General features: G+C 38.9%; 13 protein-coding genes and 1 pseudogene. 3 read left to right on the top strand and 11 right to left on the bottom strand.

Translation table 11 applies throughout. The annotated features are described in order from the left end of the window. Positions 1 to 46: 46 nt before the first annotated feature. From ACY3XC_RS11625 to ACY3XC_RS11640, 4 genes are all read right to left on the bottom strand, one after another. Positions 47 to 448, bottom strand: coding sequence for a MaoC/PaaZ C-terminal domain-containing protein (locus tag ACY3XC_RS11625; protein ID WP_464868679.1), 402 nt, complete (start codon positions 446 to 448; stop codon positions 47 to 49). Further along, positions 445 to 894, bottom strand: coding sequence for a MaoC family dehydratase N-terminal domain-containing protein (locus ACY3XC_RS11630; RefSeq protein ID WP_464868680.1), 450 nt, complete (start codon positions 892 to 894; stop codon positions 445 to 447). The genes ACY3XC_RS11625 and ACY3XC_RS11630 overlap by 4 nt, the downstream gene beginning before the upstream one ends. A gap of 398 nt (positions 895 to 1,292) precedes the next feature. Beyond that, entirely contained in the window at positions 1,293 to 2,057 is a 765-nt protein-coding gene (gene fabG, locus ACY3XC_RS11635) for a 3-oxoacyl-ACP reductase FabG (RefSeq protein WP_464868681.1), read from the bottom strand. Between the two features lie 66 nt (positions 2,058 to 2,123). Next, on the bottom strand, positions 2,124 to 3,302 hold the full coding sequence (locus ACY3XC_RS11640) for an acyl-CoA dehydrogenase family protein (RefSeq protein ID WP_464868682.1): 1,179 nt from the start codon (positions 3,300 to 3,302) through the stop codon (positions 2,124 to 2,126). A 388-nt stretch (positions 3,303 to 3,690) separates the two neighbouring features. Here ACY3XC_RS11640 and ACY3XC_RS11645 point away from each other — a divergent pair, with 388 nt between their 5' ends. Then, a complete protein-coding gene (locus ACY3XC_RS11645) occupies positions 3,691 to 4,983 on the top strand; it encodes an ATP-binding protein (protein WP_464868683.1) in 1,293 nt (430 codons plus the stop codon). A gap of 52 nt (positions 4,984 to 5,035) precedes the next feature. Here the strand turns inward: ACY3XC_RS11645 and ACY3XC_RS11650 are convergent, their stop codons facing one another. From ACY3XC_RS11650 to ACY3XC_RS11665, 4 genes are all read right to left on the bottom strand, one after another. Further along, on the bottom strand, positions 5,036 to 5,251 hold the full coding sequence (locus ACY3XC_RS11650; protein WP_464868684.1) for a hypothetical protein: 216 nt from the start codon (positions 5,249 to 5,251) through the stop codon (positions 5,036 to 5,038). A 289-nt stretch (positions 5,252 to 5,540) separates the two neighbouring features. Next, positions 5,541 to 5,807, bottom strand: a complete 267-nt coding sequence (locus tag ACY3XC_RS11655; protein ID WP_179158628.1) for a phage holin — start codon at positions 5,805 to 5,807, stop codon at positions 5,541 to 5,543. Between the two features lie 91 nt (positions 5,808 to 5,898). Next, positions 5,899 to 7,254: an ABC transporter permease gene (locus ACY3XC_RS11660; RefSeq protein ID WP_464868685.1), complete on the bottom strand. Its 1,356-nt coding sequence runs from the start codon at positions 7,252 to 7,254 to the stop codon at positions 5,899 to 5,901. Beyond that, positions 7,251 to 7,940, bottom strand: a complete 690-nt coding sequence (locus ACY3XC_RS11665; RefSeq protein ID WP_464868686.1) for an ABC transporter ATP-binding protein — start codon at positions 7,938 to 7,940, stop codon at positions 7,251 to 7,253. Before ACY3XC_RS11665 ends, ACY3XC_RS11660 begins: the two co-directional genes overlap by 4 nt. A gap of 172 nt (positions 7,941 to 8,112) precedes the next feature. On the opposite strand from ACY3XC_RS11665, the gene ACY3XC_RS11670 reads away from it, so the two are divergent. Both ACY3XC_RS11670 and ACY3XC_RS11675 read left to right on the top strand, forming a co-directional pair. Further along, positions 8,113 to 10,215 carry a PBP1A family penicillin-binding protein gene (locus ACY3XC_RS11670; RefSeq protein WP_464868687.1) on the top strand — a complete coding sequence of 701 codons (2,103 nt, stop codon included), beginning with the start codon at positions 8,113 to 8,115 and terminating at the stop codon, positions 10,213 to 10,215. A 263-nt stretch (positions 10,216 to 10,478) separates the two neighbouring features. Then, a pseudogene (locus ACY3XC_RS11675) lies at positions 10,479 to 10,805 on the top strand (IS5/IS1182 family transposase); the annotation flags it as partial. Between the two features lie 373 nt (positions 10,806 to 11,178). On the opposite strand, the gene ACY3XC_RS11680 reads toward ACY3XC_RS11675, so the two are convergent. From ACY3XC_RS11680 to ACY3XC_RS11690, 3 genes are read right to left on the bottom strand one after another with little or no spacing between them, the layout of a single operon-like run. Then, positions 11,179 to 11,892, bottom strand: coding sequence for an ATP-binding protein (locus ACY3XC_RS11680; protein WP_464868688.1), 714 nt, complete (start codon positions 11,890 to 11,892; stop codon positions 11,179 to 11,181). Next, the gene (locus tag ACY3XC_RS11685) at positions 11,889 to 12,383 is read right to left on the bottom strand and encodes an ECF transporter S component (RefSeq protein WP_464868689.1); all 495 of its coding nucleotides are present in this window, start codon (positions 12,381 to 12,383) and stop codon (positions 11,889 to 11,891) included. Before ACY3XC_RS11685 ends, ACY3XC_RS11680 begins: the two co-directional genes overlap by 4 nt. Continuing rightward, positions 12,373 to 12,957 (bottom strand): cob(I)yrinic acid a,c-diamide adenosyltransferase, encoded by a 585-nt coding sequence (locus ACY3XC_RS11690; protein ID WP_464868690.1) that lies wholly within the window; start codon positions 12,955 to 12,957, stop codon positions 12,373 to 12,375. The genes ACY3XC_RS11685 and ACY3XC_RS11690 overlap by 11 nt, the downstream gene beginning before the upstream one ends. Between the last annotated feature and the right edge of the window lie 10 nt (positions 12,958 to 12,967).

The following is a 12,967-nucleotide window of genomic DNA, read 5'->3' on the forward strand; positions in this document are numbered from 1 at the left end:
ATCGGATCGGTGTCGATTCATCACCTGGACATTTATCGGTAAATATTTAATATGTGGTAAACAAAACCTCACCTTTCAATACTTCATTCCCATTTTGGTTTACAGCCTGCACCTGGAAACGAAGATTAGGTTCATTTATCTCTTTCAAGGTAGCTTTCAGTGTAATCACATCATTTAAAAAGACCATTGCTTTAAAGCGGATGGAATAATCCTTGACGAAACCTTCTTCAAAATACGGTGTAAAAAGCTTTGCGAGATTACCCATCGTCCACATACCATGTGCGATTATTCCTGGTAATCCTGCCTTTTTAGCTTCCTCATCAATAGTATGAATCGGATTAAAATCTCCAGAAGCACCTGCATATTTAATTAAATCGATTCTTGAGACAGGCTCTAACTGAATTTCTTTTACGGAATCACCAACTTGTAACTGTGTAAGAGTACTCATTTTGTCAGCACCTTCCTCACTGCTTCAGAAATTACAACGGTCGAGGTTGAACTGAAAATCGTATTACCTGCTAAATCCTCACCAAAGCTTTCTAGTATCAGAAAACCCATTTCGCCAAAATTCCCTTTTTTCTCAAAGTATTTTTTCACTTCGGAGTAACATAGAATCTCTTCACCAACTACTAATGGCCGTTCGTAATGAAAAGTCTGTTCCCCGTGGATTAATCCTTTATTAGGAAGATTAAATCCCTCAATCACTCCGTAGTCAAACGTCCTTGGAAATGTTGGCGGTGCAATATTATTTCGAAATCTTGTATTTCTCCCTGTTTCTTCATCAACATAAATGGGGTGAAGGTCTCCTATTGCTTCCGCAAATTTCTTCACGGCTCCTCTTTCCACAACGTTTTTCACTTTAGTGGAACGTTTACCAACTTGATCACTGAACAAATTATCCTCGCCTCACTTTAGTTATTAATTTTGGCTGTTTTCGCAAAGATTGTTGTTTTTATTATTGGTTAATAACGTTTTTTGGCTAAGTCGCCTCTGGTTCGGACACCATGACTCTTAAATTCATCAAGCTTGTCTGAAGTTACCTCTAGTTCGGTCACCATGACTCTTAAATTCATCAAACTTGTCTGAAGTCACCCCTGGTTCGGACACCGTGACTCTTAAATTCATCAAGCTTGTCTGAAGTTACCTCTAGTTCGGTCACCATGACTCTTAAATTCATCAAGCTTGTCTGAAGTTACCTCTGGTTCGGACACCATGACTCTTAGATTCATCAAACTTGTCTGAAGTCACCTCTGGTATTTGTACAGAAAGCAACAAAGTTTACGAAAAGAGACTTAATTTTTTGGTCCACCAGCAACATAGATAACCTGGCCATTTACAAAGGAAGATTTTTCATCGGCAAAGAATGCCACAGCATTGGCAATATCTTCAGGCTTTCCACTTCTTCCAACAGGGATATTGGCTACACTAGCTTGGATTAATTGCTCAAACGGAACTCCAATTCTTGCTGCAGTTTCCTTTGTCATTTCAGTTTCAATAAACCCTGGTGCAACGGAGTTTGCAGTAATACCATATCTTCCTAGCTCAATCGCAAGCGTTTTTGTGAAACCCTGTAACCCTGCTTTGGCGGCAGCATAATTGGCCTGACCCCGATTACCAAGGGCAGAAGTCGAAGAAATATTAATGATGCGTCCATATTTATTTTCAACCATATACCTTTGAGCAGCACGTGCAGCATTAAAGGATCCTTTTAAGTGAACATCCATGACCATTTGCCAGTCAGAGTCTGTCATTTTAAATAAAAGATTATCACGGATGACACCTGCATTATTGACTAGAATATCAATTGAGCCAAGTGCCTCATAAGCCTCTTGAAAGGCACTTTCCACTTGCTCGGCATGTACTACGTTTGCGACCTTTGAAAAAACGTCATAACCCTTTTCTCTAAGTTCCTTCGTTGTTTCTGCTAATGCTTCTTCATTTAAATCAATAAACGCTACCTTCGCGCCTTCCTCGGCAAAACGTTCTACAATCCCCTTACCAATCCCCCGGCTTCCTCCTGTTACAAACGCCACTCTTCCTAAAAATCTACCTGCCATTTCTAATCCTCCTGTAAAAAAATAGTAATCTATTCGATTTTAATAGACAACGCTTACAAATACTATTTAAACGTATTGCCCTACCTTTACATGTCCCTTAATCAAATTCCGCGCAATTATCATTCGCTGGATTTCATCGGTACCATCGTAAATTCTCCAAAGTCTTGCTTCACGGTACCAGCGCTCGATTGGCAGTTCTCTCGTATAGCCCATTCCTCCATGGATTTGAAGCACACGGTCTACCACATTATTTCCCATATTTGCGCCATAAAGCTTTGCCATTGAAGCTAGGTGACGATTATCTTCACCGTTATCAAGAGTGAATGCCGCATTTAAAACCAACCATTTAGCCGCTTCAATTTCTACTGCTGAGTCAGCTATTTGCCACTGAATCGCTTGTCTTTCTGCAATCGGTTTTCCAAAGGTAATCCGTTCTTTTGAATAGTCAATCGCCATCTGCAATAATCGCTCTGCCGCTCCTACCGCTCTTGCGCCAACAACCCATCTAGCAAAACCAATCCATTCTAATCCTAGATTATAGCCCTTGTGTAACTCACCAAGAATATTCTCTTCCGGAACACGAACATTTTCGAATACTAGGCCGGCTGGACCCCATTCTCCCATCGTATGTATATACTCTGACTTCCAGCCCATATCACGATCAACAATAAAGCAGGTAACACCTTCCCGCCCATGGGTAGATTGGTGTAATTCTTTATCTGTAATCGCAATTGCCATAACAAAATCCGCTTCATTCCCACCGGTAATAAACGTCTTCTCCCCATTTAACACCCAGTCACTGCCATCTTTTACAGCTGTCATCTTAATGTTTCTCGTATCGGAACCAGCACCAGGCTCTGTCATCGCAAAGCATGACTTTTTCTCACCATTAATGGTAGGCAGAAGGTATTTTTTCTTTTGTTCTTCGTTCCCGTAATAAAGGATGTTATCTGCAGATCCGCCAAAGCTAAATGGAACAAATGTTTTGGAAACCTCCATTAATACAATAGCCATCATCATTTGCCCTAGATTAGCTCCACCATATTCTTCAGGTGTATTAATACCCCAGAAACCAGCTTCCTTTGCTTTTAATTGAAGCTCCTTTAGTATTTCTTTAGAAAGGCTCGGTTTCCCTTCCCTTTCATTTCTTAATACATCATTTTCTAGTGGAACCAATTCTTTTTCTACAAATTTTCTAATTGTCTTCTGGACCATTTTTTGTTCATCTGTCAGACGTAAATGCATACCTTTCACTCCATCCTTATTAGTAGAATTTAGTCATAAAGCCCGTAATAATATATGCAAGCAAAACCGGATACATACCTACCGGTTGGTATGTTACTTTAATTGTATTCTGAACTTTCAGATAAAACAAGTTTTTTGTTCATATTTATTTTTTTCTCTTTTTTAAAATTTGACAAAACCCCAAAAAAGGCAGCGAGTTGTAATTATAATTTGCTGCTTACATTTAGAGAAGTTGTTACTATTTGTAGCCTTTTTATTGTAGTTATGTAGATTTCCAGTTTTCTGATATTCCAAAACGCGTCAAACTTTAGTAATATAGTATATGTGACTCTATAAATTAGTAAAAACCTAGGAAAACTTTCCCTCCAAGAGAGGATAGGAGAAATAAATGAATAAACCGAAATTAGTAGCCCTGTACCTAATTACCAGCTTAATTTGGATTTACGCAAGTAATTATTTACTGACTCATTATATCCCTTCGCCCCTTGTTAATTATTTTGAACGGGGGAAAGAAATATTCTATATTCTTGTAACTGGCGGAATTTTTTATTTTTTCATCCTTAAAAAGGAAGAACTAGTTTCTACAAAAGAACAAGAAAAACGTTTATCTACTCTCATCAACTCAATGGTAGATTTCGTAAACTTCAAAGATGGTGAAGGCCGCTGGATTCAATCTAATGACTTTGGACTGAAATTATTTCAGCTCGAGAATGTCGATTATTTTGGAAAAAAAGACTCCGAATTAGCAGAATACACTGAGTTCTATGGCGATGCGCTAAGATTCTGTGAAGTATCTGATGAGGAAACGTGGGAAAAGGGTACTATCACACGCTGTGAAGAGGTTGTGCCGCGCCCCGATGGAACATCGAAGATTTTTGATACGATAAAAGTTCCGTTGTTTCATGAGGATGGAACTAGAGAAGGATTAGTTATTATTGGACGTGATATTACGACACTAAGACAAACAGAAGAACGGTTGAATCGAACTGAAAAATTATCCGTCGTCGGTGAGTTATCTGCGAGTGTCGCCCACGAGATAAGAAATCCACTCACCTCCCTAAAGGGCTTTGTACAATTGTTACAAATGGAAGATGATAAACACCAAGATTATTACCAAATTATGTTAGATGAATTAAATCGAATCAACCACATTGTTGGTGAACTATTGTTATTAGCAAAACCACAGCACTTAAAATATTCGAAATTGGCTATACAAAGGGTATTAAATGATGTTATTTCGTTACTAGCCGTTGAAGCATCCCTTTACAATGTACAGCTTGAGTCTAATTTCCCAAAAGAGGATATTATAATTGAATGTGAGCCAAATCAGTTAAAGCAATTATTTATTAATTTAATCAAAAATTCAATCGAAGCATCTAATCATGACAGTAAAATATTGATTAGTCTTGATCAAATAGAACAGGATAAAATAGCTATTACGGTGAAAGACAATGGATGCGGTATTTCTAAGGAACGTCTACAAAAAATCGGAGAACCCTTCTATTCCTCAAAAGAAAAAGGGACAGGCTTAGGCTTAACGGTCAGCTATAAAATTGTCCAATCCCATAATGGTCATATTATTTTTGACAGTGAGCAAGGCTGCGGAACAACGGTTAACATTACCTTACCAATGGTCCAGGATCCCTCGCTTACAAAAAGTCATTCTGTAGTGACTGCATAAAAAAATTGCCTTTCCTGTCGGAAAAGGCAATTTTTTGTATAAGGAAATTCCACTAATGGGAACTAACTTTACGGATATGTTTTTGTCGTATATCTTTTAAATGTAACCGGATTAAAAAGGTAATTCCCAATATGATTCGATTATTCCAAAGCATTGCTTTTCTTACTTTTGGTCCGTAAACATAACGATTCCAAAGTAGATATATTGACTCCTCAAGGATAATAAATAGGATGTATATTACTGCTGCCATACCAATCCAATACCACATATCAAGAACCCCCCTCTTCCATAATTATTTCTCTAAATGTCTATTAACCTTATCTTTATTATACCTTCTACCCTTTAGACAATTGAGAAATTTCAATCCCCTTTTATTTACAATTTTCTACATAATGGCTGTGTTAAATTGGGCTGTTGATTTGTGCTCCAGGCGCTTCGCTTTCCGCACAAATCAACAGTGTTCTAAGATCAACAGTTACCTTTAACACAGCCAACATAATAAAAAACGGCTTAGCTTCCCTCTTGAGTGGGATACTTAGCCGTTTTTTGTTTTTATTTTAGTTCGGTTCTTTGTAATTTTTTGCTCGTGCGCTGTCACTCATACCTTTTGTTGTTGGGTCTTGAATAAGCCCCATCATGGAAAGTAAAATAAATAATGCATTAACAAAAGTTAAAATGGATTGCTGAATAGCATCTGAAAGTTGAAAATCTGTTATCCCTAATGCATTTAATCCTCCCAAAAGCATTTGCGCAACAATCATTAACTGAGCAACAAAGGCCATAACCCAGCTTTTGTTTTTAAAGCGGACCTTCCAGTTGATCATTTTCCCATCTCCTTCCTATGTTATAGAAGTTCTTTCTACTAACATATGCTTGGACTGAAAATGGTTGTCCGCCATTATCACAGAATCTTATTTATATTTCTCTTCTCATTGCCTTTAAAACATCCACTTTCGTTGCTCTTTGGGCGGGGCGAAGACCTGAAAGGATCGTAACGCCATAACAGATAGCCACACAGATAATAGGCAGACTAAGTGGAATTTCGCTAAATATAAGATCAGGAGGGGTTTCCTCACCAAAGGCCTGCTTAATGATTAAAGGAATAACCAAATTGACTGCGTAACTAATCCCGTAGGAAACAATAGTACCAATTAATGCCCCAATCAGACCAATATAACTACTTTCCAGCAGGAAAATTCGTTTTATGGTACGAGGAGTTGCTCCGATTGCTTTCATAATTCCAATATCGGGTGCGCGCTCTGTTACGGCCATCGTCATTGTATTGTAGATACCGATTGAAGCAATTAGAATCGCAATCGTACCTATAAAAATAAGTCCAACCTTTGCGATTGCAAACATCAAATTAACTTGCTTCAACTCATTTACTACTGAATAAGTTGCGTATTTCTCTTCTTTTAATTTGTCTGCTATGCCTTGGACCACTTCCATATTTTTCGCGTGAATTTTCACATCGTCAAAAGTATTCTTATTAGCTTCAAGTTCAGCTAACTCCACCTCATTATTTGAATCAAGGACAATCCCTTTTGGTGTTCCCGTAAATGCCTCAATTTCCTTCAGGATATCCTCTGAAATATATACACTTCTATCCTCCTGCCATTCCTTGGTTGGTTTTTTAGATATTCCCACAACGGTAACGGGTATGATTTTATCTACTGGTTTACCCTCCTCGACTTTTTGAACAGTAAGATTGATTTTTTCTCCAATAAGTTCTCCATTATAACGAAACTCTTCTTTCAATTGACCTTTTTCGTCAAACCATTCCTTTTTCGTTTCCCCTTTTATAGCAAGATTGAGCGGGAAATGATAGCCAACCACTACTTCATCTTTTGCCTTAGCGAGACGGCCTTCTGACAATTCAAAACCAGCTTTTATTTCAGATGGAAAATTAGTAACCACGGTTTGTGTACTTTGCTGATAATCTCCAATTGAATAGGACCCTTCCTGCTGCAGAATTTTCCGCGTTGTTATGGCTTTAACATCCTTAAGCTTTTCAAAAGCTTGTATATCTTTATCTTCTATCTGGCGATAACCGTTTTCATCATTTGTTTCTTGTCCATATACATCAATCTGTGTAACAATCCCACCTTCCAGTATTTCATTGACAACTGATTTTTGTAATCCAAACCCAACGGATGCAAGAACAATTAAGAATGCACAGCCCATTGCTGTAGCAAGTATGGTCATGTAAACTCTTGTTCTATTTTTCTTCATATTTTGACGAACGAAACGGAATTGGTCTCTCAGCTTCATACAAGCACCTCCTCATTCATTCGCCCATCAGTTAATTCAATGGTTCGATGACCGATTTCAGCTACTTTTTCATCATGGGTAATGATTAGAAAGGTAATCCCTAAATCTGCATTCAACTGCTTGATAAACGTCAATAAATCATCCTCCGTTTCACTATCAAGACTGCCAGTGGGTTCATCAGCTAGAATAATAGGAGGATTAACAATTAAAGCACGGGCAATACTCACCCTCTGCTGCTGTCCCCCCGATAATTCTCCTGGGTAGTGTTCCTGGTAATCTGCTAAACCAACTTTAGCCAGCATTTCATTTGTCTGTTTCTTTCTTTTATCTTCGTTGACTCCTTTTAAAATAAGTGGAAGTTCCACATTCTGAAAAGCTGTCATACTCGGTATCAATTGAAAGCTTTGAAAAATAAAACCGAGGTTCTTGATTCTAAATTCTGCAAATTTGGTCTCATTCAATTGTGAAACCTTCTGGCCATTAATCCATATTTCACCTTCTTTCGGGTGAATAAAACCACTTACCAGATTTAATAAAGTTGATTTACCAGAACCGCTCCTGCCAACGATGGTTACGATTTCCCCTTTTTCAATTTCAAAAGATATATCTCTTAGTACTGGAATGACGGTCTGTCTTCCTTTTTTTCCTACAGCAAATTCATGACTTAAGTTTTTGATTGTAATCATAATTTCCTCCTGTTTCCCTACTTCACCTTAATAGACGAAGTCCTCTCATCAAATCCCTACAGGTTATAGAATTATTTTTGTCATTCCCCAAAAAGGGCTATGATTGGTGTTTTTCTGCTAAAAAATTTATAATGAATAAAGCAAAAAATCCTTTTGAAGGAAAGGAAACATAATGGAAAAAATACGCCCCTATTGGGAAATGATTGTCCGTTTCTGGAAAAAGAAGCATCTCACACAGCTATTATTATTAGTCATACTGATTGTCATCCTCACAACCATCGTGTATTTTGGGTGGCTGGCAACAAGGGCAAATGTTCAAACCTTAAAGGAAGGACTTAGCCAACCGACTGTCATTTATGATCATAACGGAAAAATCGCAACGAATGTTGCCACCAATAGGACCGGTGGTGCAAAAATTGAGGAGCTGCCGAAATACGTTCCTGGTGCGGTTGTTGCCATTGAAGATGAACGTTTTTATGAACATAATGGTTTTGATATTAAAGGCATCACAAGAGCTTTTTTTAATAATATATTTGCAGGTGAAATTACTGGCGGAGGCAGTACGCTTACACAGCAATTAGCGAAGAATGCCCTACTCTCACCGGAACAAACCTATAAAAGAAAAGCGGAGGAGTTATTTTTAGCGGTTAAAATTGAAAAGGTATATAAAAAAGATGAAATTCTTCAAATGTACTTAAATCAAGTTTACTTTGGCAGCGGGGCATGGGGGATTAGTAATGCCTCAAAAAGATATTTTAATAAAGAGATAAATGAGGTTACCATCAGTGAGGCAGCTTTGCTTGCTGGATTACTGCAATCTCCCAATTACCTCGACCCCACGAAAAACTATGATGTGGCGATGAAGCGGAGAGATGTCGTTCTTAGTAAAATGAATGAACTTGGTATGATTACGAAAGACCAATACACTGCTGCAAAAGATGAAAAGATTAAGATTAATAGCGGCAGTGGAAGTTTAGTTGAGCGCAAATATCCCTATTATGTCGACGCTGTCCTAAATGAAGCGATTTCAAAATATGGATTAACCCAGGAAGAGATATTAACGAGGGGTTACCGAATTTATACTGAATTAGACCAAAACCTACAAACCGGTCTCGAAAAGGTAAACAATAATAAATCATTATTTCCAAAGGGAAAGGGAGATTCCATCGTTCAAAGTGGGTCTGTATTAATGGACCCAGCAAGTGGAGGTGTACGTGCACTTGTTGGCGGTCGTGGTGAGCATGTATTTAGAGGGTTTAACCGCGCTACCCAATTAAAAGCTCAGCCAGGTTCAACGATTAAGCCTCTAGCTGTTTATACACCTGCCCTTCTAGAAGGTTATACTTTCGACTCAGAGCTCATTGATGAGCCTGCTTCTTATGGTGACTACAAACCTGAGAATTTTTCTAAAACCTATCAGGGCAAGGTTCAATTGTATAAAGCACTGGAGGAATCCTTAAATGTCCCAACAGTTTGGCTTTTAAATAAAATTGGACTTGAGAAAGGATTAGATTCCCTTAAAGCCTTTGGAGTGCCTGTCGAAAAAGAAGATAGAAATCTGGCCATTGCGCTAGGCGGAATGAATAAAGGAATTTCACCGCAGCAATTAGCGAATGCCTTCTCCGCTTTTCCAAATGGCGGTAAGCGCAATGACAGCCATCTGATCACAAAAATCGTCGGTCCAACTGGAAATATACTTGCAGAACGGGAACCAAAATCAACAAAGGTAACTTCTAAGGAGATTGCCGATGAAATGACATCCATGCTTCTAAATGTTGTCGAATCAGGAACAGGCAAAAATGCTCATATTCCAGGTGTTCAAATTGCCGGTAAAACAGGTTCAACCCAGCTCCCCTATTCTGATATAAACGGGACGAAGGATCAATGGATGGTTGGTTATACCCCGAATCTAGTGGCAGCAATTTGGATTGGTTATGACCAAACCGACCGTAAGCATTATCTGCCGAGCAGTAGTTCTGGAAATGTTGTCCCGATTTTCAAGGAAATCATGAAGGAATCATTGCCACATATTCAAAAGGAAGAGTTTGATGTCGTCTCGATTAATGACCAGCTTGCCGGTAAAACGGCAACGAGAGAGAAAATTAAAAAACAGGCTGAGAAAATTAGCGAGGAATTAAACCAAAATGCTCAAAAACTGGGTGAAAAGATACAGGAGCAGGCACCAGTTTGGAAAAAATATTTGGAGGATGCCATGTTTTCAATCGGAAAAGGCATTGATACCATCATCCAGAAACTGAAAGGTTTAACAGAATAAGCACGCCAAAAGGCGTGCTCAGACTGTCGAGAAACTCTCGACAGTCTTTTATTTTGGCTCTTCTCTAAAATGTTGTTTTTTGTATACAAACGGACCGTTCCTTTCCGCTACAGGTGCTTGCTTTCCGCGGGGAGGAAGTCGAGCCTCCTCGATGCTGTGCGTCTGTGGGGTCTCGACCTTTCCTCTACATCCCGCAGGAGTCAAGCACCTTTCGCTCCAATCCACTCCTTGCTCTCAATATTGATAATGGCACAATCTTTCAGAATTCAACAATCAGCTGGAATCGTCAAACCCGTTTTAAGGATACAAATATATTTCAGGAGATTTTTGATTGTCTTTAAAGCAATTAACCATAAGATGGTAGGCGGAAGAGTTTTATTTTCCGATTCCACACATCTTAAAGCGAATGCAAACAAAAATAAATTCACTAGAGTTGAAGTGGAAGTTGAAACACGCGAATACGTTGATGAATTAAACAATTCTATTGAGGAAGACAGGAGAAACCATGGAAAAAAGCCTCTGAAAGAAAAGCGGAGGTGAATGAGAAAAAGGAAATACTCCAAAGTACGACTGAAGCTATTGTAGGTTACGGGGGGTGCATAATGCGAGTGAACTAGTGTTACTCACCGAAGCATGCCAAAACATGAAAAAAATTGCCACACACTTAACGAGACTAGAGAAAGTGTGTAGCAATTCTAATTTAATGCTCCCCTGTTGATTGGAGCGGAAGGTGCGAAGACTCCTGCGGGAGTACGGGGCAGGGGGAGACCCCGCAGGCGCTTCAGCGCCGAGGAGGCTTCCCGGCACGCCCGCGGAAAGCGAAGCACCTGGAGTGGAAATCGACAGGCCATTTAGCAGGCACGAATTTTTTTAAAAATCGTAGGTTAGACTCTAATAAAATATAAAATTGCAGAGAAAAATACCCTTTCTCGACAATCTGAGCACGCCAAAAGGCGTGCTCTTTTATTTAACATCAATGGAGTGAAAATACATATCTGCCAACCTTTTTAAATACTCTTCTTGATACTGTTCAAACGCAATAATAAAGCAAGTTGCGGGTCCAGATGATTTTAAAACATCTACATTCGTATCAAGCATTTCTTTCGTAAATTCTTTAGTAGGAAACATCTGGTTGAGCTCTGATAAGATACCTTTCGAACCGACAGGCCAAATCATGATATCTTGAAGGGTAGACACTTTCCGGAAAGTTGATAAAGGTGCAACCTCTTGTGTAAGGTCAATCACTTCGTTCCCAACTAACGGCTTACCGATTATGGCAAATTTTAAATCATTTGAAAAATACTTCTCTGTTTTTTTATCAAAAGGCTTTTTACCGAGAACTACTAATCCAATAGCAGATTGTTTAAGATGAAAGTTACTTTCTGTACTGCCAGTGATAGGTATATCCTCTAGGTTCAATTCTGCCAATCCTTTTTGGACTCCACCTACGAGCTCACTCCAAGACTCATCTCCACAAAAATTATGGAGCACAACTGAAACCGGCTCTCCTCCTGCTGCGATGCATTCCATTGCTGCTACTCTAAATGAGTAATATGCTACTGTTTCATATGAGACCTGTACATGATCCTCTGCTTTCATTCCAATGCCGCCGCTATTATCACTTGCAACAATAAGCGATTCTTGATTATTTAACGGTATGGTAATGGTATCCCTCATATATTCACATCTTTTTCAATCAAATCTTGTTTGACCAAAGCTTTGAGTCGAGGAATCGCCACTAAAGCTATGACTGTATTGATTGCTGATCCAATTAATAATGATGGAACTAATGCAACATAAAAAGCTGGATTCATGATAAATATAAACGGCAATGGTGCAGCAAATGCATTCGCAAGGATAAAGAGAATACTAGCAGTGCCTTTCTTCTTCTTTTTATATAGAACACCAAAAATAAAGACCAGAAGGGCCATTTCAATTGCAATTAGTACATGCATGGGTCCTAATGGAAAACCTGCGATTAAAGCAGATAACAAATGCCCTAACGCACCGACAATTGCTCCTGCACCACCGCCTAACAAGGCAGCAGCCAGTAATGCTGGAAAAACATCAAAAGCTACTGTGCCGATGATTGCCGGAATTTTAATTGCAGCGCCAACCGCGGATAAGGCTGAAAATAATGCCAGTAAAATGAGCATTCTACTTTTCATCTTTACGTTTCCCTTCCCTGAACACTTTTGCACTTCGAACATATTCTACGTCTTTTACGTTAAGTCGATAATTTACCACCCTTGCTAAGGCAAAGAAATAGTCGGAAAGACGATTTAAATATTTCAATGCTAATTCAGGCGTTTTCTCGTCGGTCTTCATTAATGTTACAACTAATCTTTCTGCTCTCCTTGTCACCGTTCTGGCAATATGAATCGAAGCAGACGGCTTTGTTCCCCCAGGTAAAATAAACCTCTCGAGTTCCGGAGCTTCTTGAATGTATTCATCGATTTTCTTTTCTAGGTACTCAATGGTTTCTTGCTCCAGCTTAAACTCAACTTTATCGGAAATATTGGCAAGATCCCCGCCACAATCAAATAATTCATGCTGAATTTTCTCAAGATCTGCTAAGACATCCTTAAAGATTAGCTCGTCAAGTTCCGTCATAACCTGCCCTACAAAACAATTTACTTCATCCACTGTTCCGTAAGCTTCCACTCTACTATCATCCTTGTCGACCCTGCCGCCAATAATACTTGTTTTCCCTTTGTCACCAGTTCTTGTATAAAGCTTCATTGCTTCTCAT

It is taken from the genome of Bacillus sp. CZDM1 (assembly GCF_055502545.1).